Genomic DNA, 16,071 nt, shown 5'->3' with positions numbered 1-16,071 from the left:
TGGTTGTACATTATGCGGCGTGTCATGAAGTGGTTGATGGTTGTCGTCATTGCCCTGTGCCTGCTGGTTTTGCTGGCATATGGGGCCTGGTTGAAACGAGATGTGATTGAGGTTTGGTTGGGATTGGCAGAGCCAAAGCCAGAGTTGAGCAGTACTCCGCTATTCAAGCCGATGGAACGCTTTGTCATCAGTCTGGAAGGGGGGGAACAATCCCATTATCTGGTACTGGAGTTGGCACTGGTGACCTACAACCCGGCACAGGTTGCCAAGCTGGATGAGCTGACACCCCTGATCCGTAACGCCATGGTGCAGTATTTTAGCCACCGCTCCCATGATGACGTAAAAGTTGAGCTGCAGAATATCTCCAAACTGCAGACATCTCTGCGCGATAAGCTGGTAACCACTGTGCAGGGATATGGTTATAAACCCTATCTGGATGAAGTGCTCATCACTAAGGTACTGGTACAGTAATTACCATATGACTGATTCTGCTTGGGATTCTCAACAAGAGTTCGCTGATACGCCGCCAATTCCCCGTATGGGTGAGCAGGCTGTTATTACTCGTTATTTGCCCCTGGTTAAACGTGCTGCATGTCACCTGCGTAGTCAGGTCAGTGCCTGTTTTGATCAGGAGGATATGGAGCAGGTAGGCATGATGGGGCTGCTGGAGGCCTGGCGCCGATATGACAGCGAGCCCGATGCCCAGTTCGAAAGTTACGCCTTCAAACGGGTTCGTGGCGCCATGCTCGATGAGTTGCGCCGCCTGGATTGGCGACCACGCCAGTTGCGACAGCAGGTACATGGCCATAATCAGGTGCAGCGTGAACTGCACAACCGGCTTGGTCGCGCGCCCTCAGAACAAGAACTTGCCGCAGCACTCGATTGCTCGGTGGAAGAGGTGCGCCAGCTGTCCTATGCCAGCCAGGCTGAAGCACTGCAGAGTCTGGAAGAGTGGCTGGAGAATGGTGGCAAGGCGCCGACCACCGAGTCTGATGATGTTGATCTGGCAATGACCATCAGCAAGGTGCTGGCCACTCTGGATAAGCGTGAACAGTTGCTGCTCTCTCTGTATTACCAGCAAGAGCTCAACATGAAAGAGATAGCACTGGTGCTTGGATTAACCGAGTCCCGGGTTTGTCAGCTGCACAAGCAGTGTGTGCTTCAGCTAAAGCAACGATTGGTCGACTCCATATAGTAGTGCTTCACCCTCATTGGTGAGTCTTCTTGTATTGTGCGGGAGCATTCATGCAAAAACAGATTGGCATCGGCGTCATTTTTATATGTGTGCTGGGCGGTTTCATGATGGCTGGCGGACGGTTAATTGCCTTATGGCAGCCCTCCGAGTTGATCATCATTATTGGTGCTGCAGTGGGTTCCATGTTTCTGGGCAACTCGAAAGAGGTGATGCACGAAATGTGGGTGCAGGTGAAAATGTGTTTCAAGCCCAACAAAGAAGAGAACGAGGTCTATCGCGAGCTGTTGACCCTGATGCATCAACTGCTTGAAGAGACGCGCAACAAGGGGATGAAAGCGCTCGATGAGCATATCGAGAATCCCCAGCAGAGCTCGGTCTTTCTCATGTATCCCCAGATCTCAGAAGATCCCCAACTGCTTGGTTTCATTATCGATAACCTGCGCCTGCTCGGGATGGGCAAGATCACCCCCCATGAACTGGATACCGTGCTGGAGCAGGAGATCATGGCCATTGAAGAGGACATGCTCAAACCGGCCCATGCATTGCACAAAACCGGTGAGGCCTGTCCGGGCTTCGGTATTCTGGCTGCGGTGATGGGGATTATCATCACCATGCAGCAGCTGGATGGCCCCCTTAGCAATATCGGTGTCCATGTGGCAGCTGCGCTGGTTGGGACCTTTATCGGCATTTTCCTCTGCTACTGCTTGTTGGAGCCGATCAGCAACGCTATGGAGGAGATGGTCAAGCGCCGTATCGGTCTGTTGATGTGCATCAAGTCGATCCTGATTGCCCAGTTGCGTGGCAAGACACCACTGCTTGCTGTCGACTCCGGACGCAAGATCCTGGAGCCGGATGTCAAACCCAGCTTCCTTGAACTGGAAGATTGGGTGAACAACAGGGCGATGTAATGCGTAATCACGAACAGATTATCGTCAAGCGCCAGCAGCGTCGTAATAATGGTCCCAAAGGTGGCGGCGCTTGGAAAGTTGCCTTTGCTGACTTCACCCTGGCCATGATGGCTTTTTTCATGGTGTTGTGGATCTTGGCTGTCTCCAATCAGGAGGAGCGGGAAATCGTTGCTAGTCGTCTGCGCGACTACAGCATCATGGACAATGAAACGAATCCCTTTGACATCCGAAACAGCCCTTATCCCGTCGATTTGGGCGGCAATCCCTCTGTTCTAGATGAGCTCAACCCCAAATTTGATCAGCAAGGGCAGATGATGCCCAAGCATATGGATCGCCTTCAGAGCATCTTCTCTGATGGACCCGGCGGAGGATATGAAAATCTGCTGGTCGGCAAGCTCGAAGGTGAGGCTCAGATGAAGCAGCTTGCCGGATTTATCAATGATCTGGCGAAACAAATGCAGGCGAACAACAACCTTGAAATACAGATTGTTCCCCAAGGGTTGCGGGTTCTGATCCGTGATGATGCCGACCGAGAAATGTATAGCCGCGGCAGTGCGCGTATTACCCCCTTTTTCCGTCATCTGCTGATGGCGTTGGCACCGATATTCCAGCGCATAGAAAATCGGGTCATGATTTCGGGCCATACCGACAGCACCCCGTTTGCCGGAGACAACTACAGCAACTGGGAACTCTCGTCAGACCGTGCCATGATGGCTAGGCGGGTGCTGCAGGCGGGTGGCATGCCACCTGAACGGGTCGGGCAGGTTGTCGCGATGGCGGATACCATGCTGGACGATACCCAGAATCCCCAGGGCAGCAGTAATCGGCGCATTGAATTGCTGATCATGACCACTCAGGCTGAAACCAATCTGGAGCAACTTTTCAGCTCCCAAACGCAAGCGGCAGCCACCCATGCCAAGGAGATGATTTCCCATGGACAACCCTGAGATCGAGTTTCCGGTGCATACCTCGCACAATGATCCACGTCGAAAGGTACCGCGCTGGTATCTGCATGATGGTACAACTCCGCTTGAGTCACAAAGCTGTGGAATCGCTGCACGTATGCTGATTTCAGGTGTGTTGTTTGACAAAAGCATTGGCCGTGCCGTGATCAAGGATATTGGTCCGGGAGGGGTGGGTTTTCTTGCTCCAGCTCGCTTTATGTTACCGAACACGGTGACACTTTCTCTGTCGCGACAGACAGTGTTGGAGTGTCACATCACGCATCGTCGAGTTATAGGTCAGCACCTTTGCTTTTATGGTGCTCGCTGGTCTGATCCGCAAGAGGTTGATTTAGGACCAATATTGAGTCAGTGGCGCCACTGTTTCATGGTACCGCAATCAGCGGTCGCTTCTGCTCCATCCCAAGCGGATCAGGCAAGCGTTCCAGCCTGATCTCGCCCCGGCTCATATCAAGCCCTCTGGCTGCTTTGAGTAACAGGGGGTCGTGCAGATTGTCCAGTGAGACCGCTTTGACAATAGCGGTCGCCCCCTTCTTCTGGCTGGCGGTGGGAGCCTTGCCCTTGCTGTAGACGATCGGGCAATTGGTTATCCCTGGCGCGGTAGGGAGTTGCCAAGCCGGATTCCAGCGGCTGGCCTCATTCATTGATACGCCCTTCGCCTGAGCCCACGCGGGCAGGGAACAGCCATCTGGATGACGAAAAATTTGCAAATCACTGCCGCTTTGCCACGGCGGAAGCTGAAACTGATAGCTATCAGCCATATCGAGTAGCCTTGCAAGCGCGACAAAGCGCGCCACATAAAAGCGGGTTTCAGTCGGAAGCTCCAGTTCCCATACATTGCGTGTCCCCGCTTTCAAAACTGCATTGAGTACCCGTCCTTCTCCCGCGTTATAGGCGGCCAAAGCAAGCAACCAGTCATTGCCAAAGAAGCGATAAAGCCATGCCAGATAGGAAAGGGCTGCCTCTGTCGCTAATGGCAGTGAATAGCGGCCATCAAATTCGCTTGTGATAGGCACGGCAAATCGGGTGGCGGTATCGGGCATTAGCTGCCAAGGGCCCGCCGCGCCAGCAGAAGAGACCACATCCAGCCGGTAACTGCTTTCCAGCAAAGGAACAAAGGCAAGCAAAGGAGGCAGTTTGCGTTCGTGAACCTGCTCCGCGACCCAGCGAATAACGGGTTGTGTCTCCGCGAGGCGTTGCTGCAGATAAGGACGTTGCTTAAGCAAGAATTGCTGCTGTTGGCTGACCAAATCGGCACCTTTTCCCTGAATCGGGATAGGGAAACCTGCTTGCCAGTGATAATTGTGATAAGCATGGCAAGATGTTGATATCATTAACATCCCGCTCAGTAGCAAAAAAATGAGTCTGGTCATGGGGCAATTGTTGAGCAAGGATCGCGCAATAATAAAAACATGATATATCTCAACAGTTTTTTGAATTTAAGGTCGTCTGATCATGTGTAATCCAGGACGTAGCAAGCATGATAACACGAGTAAAAAAGAGCCCAAATTCGGGTAAAGCGATTCAGAAGTTTTTGCTGTATCTGATACTCGCCAATTTCATTCTGATGGGCTTGTACATTGGTTACGCCCAAGAGCTGACATTTGCCACCAATATTCTGCTGACATCCCTGCTGATTATTTACAATTTGTTGCTCTGTCAGCTGGTTTCTCTGCGTGCGCGCCGTTCGAAAGATGGTTACATCATCTATCCAGTGATATGTGTTAGTATCTTGCTATGTGCAGTGGTATTGTTCCGTTTCATAATATTGCCTAGATAGTGACCGCCTACCACCCCGCAGTTAATTAATCGTTTGCTGTTTTTTCAGCAATAACTCTTGGAAAATCAACCCACTCAACCAGCAGTGTCCACATGCTGCGTCAATATGTTCTCTCTGTCCCATCTCCTTGCTTGAAAAGCCCCTTCCACGTCCTTAAACTTCATGGTGGGGAAAAGTGGATCAAAGTGGTTTTTAGAGGGGCAATCAGCTCGCTCACTCACCTTCAGGGACTGCAATTTGTTGCGTGGCGCTCATGCCATCAGCCTGGACAGTAAAGGGCGGCTGGCTATTCCGACCAAATTCCGTGATTGGCTGCGCTCTGAGCGCGACGGCCAGCTGGTCTGCACCATCGATATTGCCCATCCCTGTCTGCTGCTTTATCCCCTGAACGAATGGGAAGAGGTTGAGCGCAAGCTCAAAACCCTCTCCAGCATGAATCCGCAAGAGCGCCGTTTGCAGCGGCTGTTGCTGGGGCATGCAACCGAATGCGAGCTGGATGGCAATGGCCGTCTGCTGCTCAGCCAGCCACTGCGTAACCATGCGGGGTTGGACAAGAAAATCATGTTGGTGGGCCAGCTCAACAAGTTTGAGCTGTGGGATGAAGCCCGCTGGCAACAACAGGTCAATGACGACATCTTGGGTCTGCCCGGGGACGATTGGGCAAGCTCACCACGACTACAGGATTTCTCTTTATAAATGACCCAAGCCGCTGAACACATCACAGTGCTGTTGCACGAAGCCGTCGCAGGTCTGGACATCAAGCCGGACGGCGTTTACGTCGATGGTACTTTTGGCCGTGGTGGTCATTCTCGTCTGATCCTGCAGCACCTTGGCCCCAATGGCCGGTTGATCGCCATCGACCGCGATCCGCAGGCGATTGCCGAGGCGGCCAAGATCCAGGATCCCCGTTTCGAAATCGTCCATGGTCCCTTCTCCGGTATCGCCTCTTATCTTGATGAGCGTGGTTTGCTGGGCAAGGTGGATGGCTTTTTGCTGGATTTGGGGGTCTCGTCTCCCCAGCTGGACGATGCCGAGCGCGGATTCAGCTTTATGAAAGATGGCCCGCTCGATATGCGGATGGACCCCACCTCAGGCCAAAGTGCTGCCCAGTGGCTGGCCAAGGCTGATGTGGATGACATCGCCTGGGTGCTGAAGACCTTCGGTGAGGAGCGCTTTGCCAAGAAGATCGCCCGCGCCATCGTCCACGATCGCGTGACCGAACCTTATGTGCGTACCCGTCAGCTGGCGGAGATGATTGCCCGGGTCAACCCGAGCAAGGAAAAAGGCAAGCATGCTGCAACCCGCAGCTTCCAGGCCATCCGCATCTATATCAACAGCGAGCTGGACGAGATTGAAACTGCGCTTAACGGTGCGCTGGAGGTGCTGGCACCCCAGGGGCGTCTGTCGGTGATCAGCTTCCACTCATTGGAAGATCGGCTGGTGAAGCACTTCATCCGCAAGCATGAAAAAGGGCCGGAAGTGCCTTACGGTATTCCGTTGACCGAGGCCCAGCTGGCTGGCGGTCGCAAATTGAAGTCGGTGGGTAAGGCCCTCAAGCCATCTGATTTTGAAGTTTCTGAAAATAGCCGCTCGCGCAGCTCGGTGCTGCGGGTTGCCGAACGGCTGGCGGAGTAAGCGATGAGCGAGGTGCGTGTTCATCTGGCCAAGGAGATCCTCCGTGATCTCTGGCGCCACAAGCTGCAGATTTTGCTGTCAGTGGCCGTGCTGGTCACCGCCTTTGCGGTGATTTTGGTGACCAACATGACCCGGGGTCTGACAGCCAAGCAGAACGATCTGATGGCGGAAGAGGATCGCCTCAATATCGAATGGCGCCATCTGCTGCTGGAGCAGGGCACCCTGGCTGAACACTCCCGGGTGGCGAGTCTGGCGATGGACAAGTTACAGATGGGACGTCCGCTGGTGACCACCGAGAAGGTAATTACCCAACCATGAAACGCAAGGCTACAGCCAAAGCTGCCAAAGCGACTGTCAAAGCGCCATCGATCTATCCGTGGCGCTTTCGCACGCTGGTGGTATTTATCGGCATCGCGTTTGTGGGTCTGATCCTGCGTCTGGCGTGGATCCAGGTGATCAACCCGGATCGTCTGCGTCAGGAGGGGGATATGCGTTCGCTGCGGACGACATCCACCCAGGCGGTGCGCGGCATGATCACCGATCGCAATGGCGAGCAGCTGGCGGTTTCCGTGCCAGTCGAGGCGGTCTGGGCCGATCCCAAAACAGTCCATGAGTCCGGCGCCATCAATAACGAGCGGGCCTGGCTGGCATTATCAGCAGTGCTGAAACTCGATATCAATACGCTCAAGCACCGCCTTGCCAACCCCAGCAAGCGGTTCGTCTACCTGCAGCGTCAGGTGACGCCTGCTGTTGCCGAGTATATCAAGGGGTTGAAGCTGGGTGGGGTCTACCTGCGCCCTGAAGCGCGCCGTTTCTACCCGACCGGCGAGATCAGCGCCCATCTGGTGGGGGTGACCAACATCGATGACAACGGCATAGAGGGTATCGAGCGTAGCTACAACGAGTGGTTGACGGCCACCTCTGGCGAGATGCGGGTGCGCAAGGACCGTCAGGGTCGCGTAATTGAACGCCTTGGTGTCGTCAAAGAGGGCAAGAACGCCAACGATCTGCAACTCAGTATCGATCAGCGGGTTCAGGCTCTGGCCTACCGCGCCCTCAAGCGGGCAACCGACGAGAACAAGGCGACCTCTGGCTCCATGGTGATGCTGGATATCAAGACCGGCGAAGTGCTCGCCATGGTCAACACCCCCTCTTACAACCCCAATAACCGTGGTCAGTATCAGAGCTTCCGGGTGCGCAACCGGGTAGTAACCGATACCTATGAGCCTGGCTCCACCATTAAGCCATTGATTTTGTTAAGTGGGTTGCAGGCCGGGGTGACCAGCTGGAGAGACACCATTCCGGGTGGGCCACTGTTTATCGGCGCCAAACAGATCAAGGACGTCAGTATTCACAAGGCGACCAACCTCTACGACATTCTGCGTTACTCCTCCAACATCGGTATGTCGCGCATCGCGCTGCGGATGCCGGCGCAGGAGATGATCAACACCCTCAGCATGTTTGGTTTCGGCATGGATACCGGCAGCGGGCTGATGGGCGAGAGCAGCGGCATGCTGCCCCAGCGTCGTCGCTGGTCTGATATCGAGCGGGCGACCCTCTCATTTGGCTATGGCTTGCGGGTCACCCCGCTGCAGCTGGCTTCCGCCTACGCCACCCTGGCCAACAAGGGCAAGCGGGTGCCGCTCTCCATCGTCAAGGTCACCACGCCGCCCAAGGGTGAGCAGGTGATCGACCACAACAACGCCTCTGCCATGTTGCAGGCGCTGGAATATGTGGTCGACAACGCCATTCCCAAGGCCAAGATCCCGGGCTATCGGGTCGGCGGCAAGAGTGGTACCGCCAAGGTCGCCGTCGCTGGTGGCTATGGCAAGGATTACATGGCCTGGTTTGCCGGTTTTGCCCCAGCCAGTGACCCCCGTTTCGTCATGGTGGTGGTGATCAACGAGCCGAAAGGCAGCGCCTATTATGGCGGCGCCGTGGCGACCCCACCGTTTGCAGAGGCCATGGGCGGGGTGCTGCAGCTCTTCAATATTCGTCCTGATGCGGTGCCCACAGCGGTGCCCACCAAACTTGCCCGTACGGAGGCTTCCTTTGTCCCGCGCACATGAGTACCGCGCACTTGATGCATTACTGCGCCCCTTCGGTATCCAGGTGCCGGCGCTCGCCCTGACCGATATCCAGCTGGATAGTCGGCGGGTCGGCCCCGGCTCCCTCTTCGTGGCCATTCGTGGTCATCAGGTGGATGGCAGACGGTTTATCGAACAGGCGGTGGCTCAGGGAGCGACCGCTGTTGTGTTTGAGGAGGATGGTGAATTTATCCCGCCATCGACTCCGGTTCCCTGTATCGGGATGCGGGAGCTGCCCGCTCATCTTTCTGCTCTCTCAGGGTATTTCTACGACCAGCCAGCCAAAAAACTTGAACTGGTGGGGATCACCGGTACCAACGGCAAGAGCACCACGGCGCTGCTGGTCGCTAACTGGCGTACCCTGCTGGGTGGCAAGGCTGGGGTGATGGGTACCATCGGCAATGGCCTGTTTGGCGATCTGATCGAAGCGGAAAACACCACCGGCAGCGCCGTGCAGGTGCAGTCCACGTTGGCTGCGCTGCAAGAGCTGGGAGCGGATCTGGTGGCTATGGAGGTCTCCAGCCACGGTCTGGTGCAGCACCGTGTCGCCGCGCTGCCCTTTGCCGCAGCCGTTTTCACCAACCTGAGCCGGGATCACCTCGACTATCACGGCACCATGGCAGCCTATGGCGCGGCCAAAGAGCAGCTGCTGCAGCTGGTCGATGAGTCAAATGCGGTGATCAACCGCGATGACGAGTTGGGTGTCAAGTGGCTCGAAAAATACCCGGCTGCGGTGGCCTTCAGTGTGGATGGCCCGATTGAACACCATTCTGGCCGTCAATTAACGGCGCAGCAGCTCGATTTTCACCAGCAAGGTTTTCGCGCGCAGATTAACTCCAGCTGGGGGAATGGTGTATTATCCGCCCCCTTGCTCGGGCGCTTCAACGTCAGCAATGTGCTGGCGGCGATGGGGGTGATGCTGGTGCTCGGTTACGACTTCAACGAGCTGCTGGCGACTGCACCTCAACTGCAGCCGGTGACCGGTCGCATGGAGTGTTTCGGCGGTGGCGATACGCCGCTGGCAGTGGTCGATTACGCCCACACCCCGGATGCGCTGGAAAAGGCATTGCAGGCCCTGCGGGTGCACTGCCAAGGTCAGCTCTGGTGTCTGGTTGGCTGTGGCGGCGACCGCGATCGCGGCAAGCGCCCCATGATGGCGGCGATGGCCGAGCAGTATGCGGATCGCGTGATCCTGACCGACGACAATCCCCGTACCGAGGAGCCGGCCCGGATCATGGCCGACATGGTGGCGGGTCTTCGCGATCCTGCTGCGGTGCAGGTGGAGCACGATCGGGTCAAGGCGATTGCGCTGGCCATCGGTCAGGCGAGCAAACAGGACATCATCCTGGTGGCCGGTAAGGGCCACGAGGATTATCAGATCATTGGAACAGACAAGCGGCACTACAGCGATCGGGAAACCGTCGCAGCCGCCTTGCACACATTACTGGAGTCATTCACATGATGACCCTCAAGCTTGCCGAGCTGGCGCAGGTACTCGATGCCCGTCTGATTGGTGAAGATGGCGAGATCACCGCAGTCAGTACCGACACCCGCACCCTGGGTGCCGGTGCCCTGTTCGTTGCCCTGCGCGGCGAGCGCTTCGATGCCCATGATTTTTGCGAGCAGGCCGTTCAGGCAGGGGCCTCTGCCCTGCTGGTCGAGCGTGAACTGCCGCTGGAGATTCCCCAGCTGGTGGTGGCCGACAGCCTCAAGGGGCTGGGTCGTCTCGGCAAGCTGGTGCGCGAGCGCATCAATCCGAAAGTGCTGGCCATTACCGGCAGCTGTGGCAAGACCACAGTGAAGGAGATGGCGACCGCCATCCTGCGTAACGAAGGGGAAGTGCTGGCCACCGCTGGCAACTTCAACAACGAGGTGGGGGTGCCACTCACCCTGCTGCGCCTTGAGCCGCAGCATCAGTTTGCGGTGATGGAGCTGGGCGCCAACCACAAGGGCGAGATCTCCTGGACCACCTCGCTGGCCAAACCTGATGCCGCCATCATCAACAACGTGGCGGCGGCCCATCTGGAGGGCTTCGGCTCGCTCGAAGGCATTTATTACGCCAAAAGCGAAATTTTTGAAGGTTTGAGCGAAGGCGGCACCGCCATCGTCAACGCCGACAACGAGTTCTGGCCGAAGTGGCGGGAGCGCGGCATTCAGTGCGCCTTCTCCATCGAGGATCAGAGCCAGCCGTTCCACGCCCGTGATGTGGTACTCAACGAGCAGGGTTGTGCCGAGTTCGTGATGGTGACCCCGCAGGGCGAATTGAGCCTGACCCTGGCGATCCCGGGTCGCCACAACGTGGCCAACGCGCTGGCCGCCGCCGCAGGCTGTCTGGCTCTTGGCGCATCCCTCTCCTCGGTCAAGGCCGGACTTGAGCAGATGGCGCCGGTCAAGGGGCGTTTCTGCGTCCAGCGCTGGGGTGGTCTGACTCTGGTGGATGATACCTACAATGCCAGCGTGGAATCCGTGCTGGCTGGCATCGATGCCCTGACCGCCATGGGCGGCTTCAAGGTGCTGGTGTTCGGTGACATGCGGGAACTGGGTGAGGAGTCTGCCGAACAACACGCCCGGGTTGGCCGTCATGCCCGCGAGTGCGGTCTGGACGCCGTGCTGACAGTAGGGGAAGAGAGTCGCCACACCGCAGATGCCGCGGCTGGCCGACATTTTGATAACAAGGCGTCGTTGTTTGAAGTGCTTGCGCAAATGATAAATACACATCAGGAAATTTCGATTCTGGTCAAGGGTGCCCGTGGCTCCCGTATGGAAGATATCGTCGAGATGGTCAAAGACCATCAGGAGTCAGCCACATGCTAGTCTGGCTGGCGGAATTGCTCACCCCGCACTTTACCTTCTTCAACGTCTTCTCCTATCTGACGTTTCGCGCCATCCTGTCGATCATCACCGGTCTGGGGGTCGCCCTCTGGATGGGGCCACGGCTGATCCGCCGCCTGCAGATCCTCAAATTCGGCCAGGTGATCCGCAACGATGGCCCCGAGTCTCACCTCAGCAAGCGAGGCACCCCGACCATGGGTGGCCTGATGATCATTGCATCCATCTTTATCTCGGTGCTGCTGTGGGGCCGTCTCGACAACGGCTATGTCTGGCTGGTGCTGTTCGTGCTTGGTGCTTACGGTGCCATCGGCTTTGCCGACGATTACCTCAAGGTGGTACGCAAGAATACCGACGGTCTGATTGCCCGCTGGAAGTACTTCTGGCAGTCCGCGGTGGCACTGGTGGTAGCGGTTACCCTCTACTGCACCGCGACCCACGATGGCCAGACTCAGCTGGTAGTGCCTTTTTTCAAGGATGTGATGCCGCAACTGGGGTTGATGTTTATCGTGCTGACCTACTTTGTCATCGTCGGCACCTCCAATGCGGTTAACCTGACCGATGGTCTCGATGGTCTGGCCATCATGCCGACCGTGATGGTGGCGGGGGGCTTTGCCCTGATCGCCTGGGCCACCGGTAACGTCAATTTTGCCAACTACCTGCACATTCCCTATGTACCCTATACCTCCGAGCTGGTGATCGTCTGTACTGCCATCGTCGGGGCGGGTCTGGGGTTCCTCTGGTTCAACACCTATCCGGCCCAGGTCTTCATGGGGGATGTCGGTTCCCTGGCCTTGGGCGGCGCGCTCGGTACTATCGCCGTGCTGGTTCGTCAGGAGTTCCTGTTGGTGATCATGGGTGGCGTGTTTGTAATGGAAACGCTGTCGGTGATCCTGCAGGTGGGCTCTTACAAGTTGCGCGGCGTGCGGATCTTCCGCATGGCGCCGATCCATCACCACTATGAGAAGAAGGGCTGGCCGGAGCCGCGCGTCATCGTGCGCTTCTGGATCATCACCCTCGTTCTCGTCTTGCTGGGTCTTGCCACCCTGAAGGTGCGATAAGACCATGGTCATCATCATCGGATTGGGCAAAACCGGACTCTCCTGCGTCGATTATTTCCTCAGCCGTGGCGTAACGCCGCTGGTGATGGATACCCGCGCCAACCCGCCCGGCAAGGATCAACTGCCGCCTGAGGTGGAGTTGATCCACGGGCTAGACGAGGCGCTGCTCAAGCAGGCGCACATGATAGTGGCGAGTCCCGGTATTGCGCTGGCGACTCCCGAGCTGAAAGCCGCCGCTGAGCGTGGTGTGCAGATCATTGGCGACATCGAGCTGTTTGTCCGCGAGACCCAGACCCCGGTCATCGCCATCACCGGCTCCAACGGCAAGAGCACAGTCACCACCCTAGTGGGCGAGATGATTGCCGAAGCCGGGCTCAAGGTTGGCGTCGGTGGCAATATCGGCATCCCTGCGCTGGAGTTGCTCAAGCAACCGATGGATCTCTGTGTACTTGAGCTATCGAGCTTCCAGCTCGAGACCACCTACAGTCTGCGTGCTGCGGCGTCCGTGGTGCTCAATCTCTCCGAAGATCACATGGATCGCTATCAGGGCATGGCCGACTATCGCGCCGCCAAGATGGAGATCCATCAGCACTCCAAACATATTCTGGTCAATCGCGACGATGCCCAGACCCTGCCCGATGTGGGTCAGGTGTGGCAGAGCTTTGGCCTCGATTGCAATGGCTACGGCCGCTGCCTGCTGGATGGCCGCTACTGGCTGACCCTGCATGGCGAACCGCTGCTGGCGGTGGATGAGATGAAGATCGTCGGCGCCCACAATCAGGCCAACGCCCTTGCAGCCATGGCGCTGTGCGATGCGGTTGGTATTCCCCGTGCTGCCCAGCTCACCGTGCTGCGCCGCTTTGAAGGCTTGCCCCACCGCGCCCGCTTCGTGCGGGAGGTAAACGGGGTGCGCTGGATCAATGACTCCAAAGCCACCAACGTGGGGGCCACTCTGGCTGCCGTTGCCGGTGTGCGCGAGTCGGTGCAGGGTCGTCTGTTGTTGCTGGCCGGTGGTCAGGGCAAGGGGCAGGATTTTGGCCCCATTCAGGCGCTACTGGGCAGCCAGATCGATCACATGTACTGCTTCGGTCAGGATGCCGAGGTGCTGCTGGCGCTGGGTGCGCAGACTGAGCTGGTCGCCGATCTGGCGGCCGCGGTCGCCAAGGCGGCGGCAGATGCCAAGCCCGGTGACTGGGTGCTGCTGGCGCCGGCCTGTGCCAGCCTCGATCAGTTCAAGTCATTCGAGGTACGCGGCGATCGCTTCACCGAGATGGTACAGATGCTATGAACGCCCTTCGCGCAGCAGCAGGTCTTTTCCAGCGCTGGTTGTTACCGGCGCGTCCTGCCGGTCTTTACGATCGGCAGCTGGTACTGCTGGCGCTCTCCCTGATGGCGGTGGGGGTGGTCATCGTAGCCTCGGCGTCGATCCCGGAAGGGATTGCGCTGGGGGATGACCCCTTCATGTTCGTCAAGCGGCATGGTCTGTTTCTGGTGATGGCGCTGGGGATCTCCTGGTTTGTGCTGCAGGTGCCGATGGCCCGCTGGCAACAGTACAACGGCCCTATGCTGGTGCTGGCGATCCTGATGTTGGTGCTGGTGCTGCTGGTGGGTCGCAACGTTAACGGTGCGGTGCGCTGGTTGCCGCTCGGCCCCTTCAACCTGCAGCCTGCGGAATTTGGCAAACTGGCTCTGTTTGTCTATCTGGCCGGTTATCTGGTGCGCCGTCAGAGCGAAGTGCGGGAAGCCTGGTTCGGCTTCCTCAAGCCGTTGGCTGTTTTCGGCGTACTGGCAAGTTTACTGCTGTTGCAGCCTGATCTGGGTTCCACCGTGGTAATGTTCGTCACCTCGTTCGGCATGCTGTTCCTGGCGGGGGCAAAGCTGGGGCAATTTATCACCCTGATCGGTGCCGGGCTGGGGGTGGTTGTGATGCTGATCATTGCCGCACCGTACCGGATGAGACGGGTCACCTCTTTTATGGACCCCTGGGCCGATCCGTTTGGCAGTGGCTACCAGTTGACCCAGTCGCTGATGGCATTTGGCCGCGGCAGCTGGTTTGGTGAGGGGCTTGGTAACTCCATCCAGAAGATGGAGTACCTGCCGGAAGCGCATACCGACTTCGTGTTTGCGATCCTCGGTGAAGAGCTGGGTTATGTCGGGGTGCTGGGCGCCCTGTTCCTGATTTTTGCGCTGGCGATCAAGGCACTCAAGCTGGGTCATCGGGCGCTGGTGGCAGATCGGCTCTATGACGGCTATCTGGCCATCGGTATCGGCATCTGGTTCAGCTTTCAGACCTTCGTTAACGTCGGTGCGGCCAGTGGCATGATGCCGACCAAGGGCTTGACCTTGCCGCTGGTCAGTTATGGCGGTTCCAGTCTCATCATCATGACGGTGGCGGTGAGCATGTTGATTCGAATTGATTTTGAGTTGCGTCAGGCGACAGCCCAGGCGCGCGTGCGGGAGGTTTAGTGAGCAAGACTCTGTTGGTGATGGCAGGTGGTACCGGTGGACATGTGTTCCCCGGTCTGGCCGTGGCCGATCGCCTGAAGGCCCAGGGCTGGACTGTCCACTGGCTCGGCACTGCCGACCGGATGGAGGCTGAATTGGTGCCTGCCCATGGCTATCCCATCTCCTTTATCGATATTCAGGGGGTGCGTGGCAACGGCATCAAGCGGTTTCTGGTGGCACCCTACCGTATCGTCAAGTCGATCCTGCAGGCGCGTCAGGTGCTCAAGACAGTTCGCCCAGACGTGGTGCTCGGCATGGGCGGCTTTGCCTCCGGGCCGGGTGGGGTAGCGGCTTGGTTCTCCGGCATCCCGTTGCTGCTCCATGAACAGAATGCCGCTGCCGGCATGACCAACAAATTGTTGGCGCGCATCGCCAAGCGGGTGTTGATGGCATTTCCGGGGGCCTTCGCCCCGAGCCGTCGCACCGCTGTGGTGGGTAATCCGGTGCGCCCGGAAGTGGTGGCCTTGCCGGATCCCCAACTGCGCAGCAGCAGCGAACCGCTGCATCTGCTGATCGTCGGTGGCAGTCTGGGGGCCCGGGTGCTCAACGAGCAGGTTCCTGTTGCAGTGGCAGCGGCCGGTGTGCCGATTGCAGTACGTCATCAGTGCGGCAAGGGTAATGGCGAAACGGTCTCCGCCGCCTACACCCAACACGGCATCAATGCCGAGGTGAGCGAATTTATCAAGGATATGGCCGGTGCCTATGCCTGGGCTGACCTGGTGGTTTGCCGAGCGGGGGCCCTGACGGTCTCCGAAGTGGCTGCCGCCGGTGTGGCCGCCATTTTCGTGCCATTGCCCCATGCGGTGGATGATCACCAGACCCGTAACGCCCTGACGCTGGTCGACGGTGGTGCGGCCGAGTTTCTGCCCCAATCCGAGTTGAATACCGTTTCGCTGGCGGCGCGTCTGACCTGGCTGGCTGGTCGCCGGGAGACCCTGTTTAACATGGCGAAGGCGGCCCGTCGCGTGGCTATTACGGATGCGGCCGAGCGGGTAGCGGACGAGTGCAAGCGACTCGCAACCGGGCAGAGTGGTAAAGATTGATGAGCAAGGTTGCAGCGGCGACCCCGTGCAGCCTTGTACCTGACTATATTGATGCCGCCGTGTGAC

Annotated in this window: 15 protein-coding genes; 14 read left to right on the top strand and 1 reads right to left on the bottom strand. The window is 57.8% G+C overall.

Annotated elements, in window-relative coordinates; translation table 11 throughout:
* Nucleotides 1-36: 36 nt before the first annotated feature.
* Genes lafF through lafU form a run of 4 tightly spaced genes read left to right on the top strand, consistent with a single transcriptional unit; the run spans nt 37 to nt 3,050 of the window.
* Nucleotides 37-471, top strand: coding sequence for a lateral flagellar basal body-associated protein LafF (gene lafF, locus CK911_RS14950; RefSeq protein WP_275066030.1), 435 nt, complete (start codon nt 37-39; stop codon nt 469-471).
* Nucleotides 472-478: 7 nt separating this feature from the next.
* Entirely contained in the window at nt 479-1,195 is a 717-nt protein-coding gene (gene lafS / locus CK911_RS14945) for a lateral flagellar system RNA polymerase sigma factor LafS (protein ID WP_068978406.1), read from the top strand.
* Nucleotides 1,196-1,245: 50 nt separating this feature from the next.
* On the top strand, nt 1,246-2,103 hold the full coding sequence (gene lafT / locus CK911_RS14940) for a lateral flagellar motor stator protein LafT (RefSeq protein WP_068978407.1): 858 nt from the start codon (nt 1,246-1,248) through the stop codon (nt 2,101-2,103).
* Nucleotides 2,103-3,050: a lateral flagellar motor protein LafU gene (gene lafU, locus CK911_RS14935; RefSeq protein ID WP_068978408.1), complete on the top strand. Its 948-nt coding sequence runs from the start codon at nt 2,103-2,105 to the stop codon at nt 3,048-3,050. Before lafT ends, lafU begins: the two co-directional genes overlap by 1 nt.
* Before the next feature lie 380 nt (nt 3,051-3,430).
* On the opposite strand, the gene CK911_RS14925 is transcribed toward lafU, so the two are convergent.
* Nucleotides 3,431-4,438, bottom strand: coding sequence for a lytic transglycosylase domain-containing protein (locus CK911_RS14925; protein ID WP_253860330.1), 1,008 nt, complete (start codon nt 4,436-4,438; stop codon nt 3,431-3,433).
* A 644-nt stretch (nt 4,439-5,082) separates the two neighbouring features.
* On the opposite strand from CK911_RS14925, the gene mraZ reads away from it, so the two are divergent.
* Genes mraZ through murG form a run of 10 tightly spaced genes read left to right on the top strand, consistent with a single transcriptional unit; the run spans nt 5,083 to nt 16,005 of the window.
* Complete coding sequence (gene mraZ, locus CK911_RS14915) at nt 5,083-5,541, top strand: division/cell wall cluster transcriptional repressor MraZ (protein ID WP_042058663.1); 459 nt, start codon at nt 5,083-5,085, stop codon at nt 5,539-5,541.
* Nucleotides 5,542-6,480 (top strand): 16S rRNA (cytosine(1402)-N(4))-methyltransferase RsmH, encoded by a 939-nt coding sequence (gene rsmH / locus CK911_RS14910; protein ID WP_098970911.1) that lies wholly within the window; start codon nt 5,542-5,544, stop codon nt 6,478-6,480.
* 3 nt (nt 6,481-6,483) lie between these two features.
* A complete protein-coding gene (gene ftsL, locus CK911_RS14905; RefSeq protein WP_042019590.1) occupies nt 6,484-6,798 on the top strand; it encodes a cell division protein FtsL in 315 nt (104 codons plus the stop codon).
* Complete coding sequence (locus tag CK911_RS14900) at nt 6,795-8,549, top strand: penicillin-binding transpeptidase domain-containing protein (protein ID WP_098970909.1); 1,755 nt, start codon at nt 6,795-6,797, stop codon at nt 8,547-8,549. Before ftsL ends, CK911_RS14900 begins: the two co-directional genes overlap by 4 nt.
* Nucleotides 8,533-10,029: a UDP-N-acetylmuramoyl-L-alanyl-D-glutamate--2,6-diaminopimelate ligase gene (gene murE / locus CK911_RS14895; RefSeq protein ID WP_098970906.1), complete on the top strand. Its 1,497-nt coding sequence runs from the start codon at nt 8,533-8,535 to the stop codon at nt 10,027-10,029. Before CK911_RS14900 ends, murE begins: the two co-directional genes overlap by 17 nt.
* Nucleotides 10,026-11,381, top strand: a complete 1,356-nt coding sequence (gene murF, locus CK911_RS14890; protein ID WP_098970904.1) for a UDP-N-acetylmuramoyl-tripeptide--D-alanyl-D-alanine ligase — start codon at nt 10,026-10,028, stop codon at nt 11,379-11,381. The genes murE and murF overlap by 4 nt, the downstream gene beginning before the upstream one ends.
* On the top strand, nt 11,375-12,457 hold the full coding sequence (gene mraY, locus CK911_RS14885; RefSeq protein ID WP_098970902.1) for a phospho-N-acetylmuramoyl-pentapeptide-transferase: 1,083 nt from the start codon (nt 11,375-11,377) through the stop codon (nt 12,455-12,457). Before murF ends, mraY begins: the two co-directional genes overlap by 7 nt.
* A gap of 4 nt (nt 12,458-12,461) precedes the next feature.
* Nucleotides 12,462-13,745: a UDP-N-acetylmuramoyl-L-alanine--D-glutamate ligase gene (gene murD / locus CK911_RS14880; protein WP_098970900.1), complete on the top strand. Its 1,284-nt coding sequence runs from the start codon at nt 12,462-12,464 to the stop codon at nt 13,743-13,745.
* Complete coding sequence (gene ftsW, locus CK911_RS14875) at nt 13,742-14,923, top strand: cell division protein FtsW (protein ID WP_042019584.1); 1,182 nt, start codon at nt 13,742-13,744, stop codon at nt 14,921-14,923. The genes murD and ftsW overlap by 4 nt, the downstream gene beginning before the upstream one ends.
* Nucleotides 14,923-16,005 carry an undecaprenyldiphospho-muramoylpentapeptide beta-N-acetylglucosaminyltransferase gene (murG, locus tag CK911_RS14870; protein WP_098970897.1) on the top strand — a complete coding sequence of 361 codons (1,083 nt, stop codon included), beginning with the start codon at nt 14,923-14,925 and terminating at the stop codon, nt 16,003-16,005. The genes ftsW and murG overlap by 1 nt, the downstream gene beginning before the upstream one ends.
* The last annotated feature ends 66 nt before the right edge of the window (nt 16,006-16,071 follow it).

Origin of the sequence: Aeromonas sp. CU5 (assembly GCF_002586745.1) — a bacterium.
GTDB classification, from domain to species: Bacteria; Pseudomonadota; Gammaproteobacteria; order Enterobacterales; family Aeromonadaceae; genus Aeromonas; species Aeromonas sobria.
Note: the sequence above shows the minus strand (reverse complement) of the source record. Positions and strands in the feature narration are given on the sequence as shown.

Bases quoted from the DNA above. Each gene is read 5' to 3' on its own strand.
- lafF (WP_275066030.1), top strand. From the start codon at position 37: ATGGTTGTCGTCATTGCCCTGTGCCTGCTGGTTTTGCTGGCATATGGG.
- CK911_RS14925 (WP_253860330.1), bottom strand. From the start codon at position 4,438: ATGACCAGACTCATTTTTTTGCTACTGAGCGGGATGTTAATGATATCA.
- lafT (WP_068978407.1), top strand. From the start codon at position 1,246: ATGCAAAAACAGATTGGCATCGGCGTCATTTTTATATGTGTGCTGGGC.
- ftsW (WP_042019584.1), top strand. From the start codon at position 13,742: ATGAACGCCCTTCGCGCAGCAGCAGGTCTTTTCCAGCGCTGGTTGTTA.
- lafU (WP_068978408.1), top strand. From the start codon at position 2,103: ATGCGTAATCACGAACAGATTATCGTCAAGCGCCAGCAGCGTCGTAAT.
- mraY (WP_098970902.1), top strand. From the start codon at position 11,375: ATGCTAGTCTGGCTGGCGGAATTGCTCACCCCGCACTTTACCTTCTTC.
- murD (WP_098970900.1), top strand. From the start codon at position 12,462: ATGGTCATCATCATCGGATTGGGCAAAACCGGACTCTCCTGCGTCGAT.
- murF (WP_098970904.1), top strand. From the start codon at position 10,026: ATGATGACCCTCAAGCTTGCCGAGCTGGCGCAGGTACTCGATGCCCGT.
- ftsL (WP_042019590.1), top strand. From the start codon at position 6,484: ATGAGCGAGGTGCGTGTTCATCTGGCCAAGGAGATCCTCCGTGATCTC.
- lafS (WP_068978406.1), top strand. From the start codon at position 479: ATGACTGATTCTGCTTGGGATTCTCAACAAGAGTTCGCTGATACGCCG.
- CK911_RS14900 (WP_098970909.1), top strand. From the start codon at position 6,795: ATGAAACGCAAGGCTACAGCCAAAGCTGCCAAAGCGACTGTCAAAGCG.
- rsmH (WP_098970911.1), top strand. From the start codon at position 5,542: ATGACCCAAGCCGCTGAACACATCACAGTGCTGTTGCACGAAGCCGTC.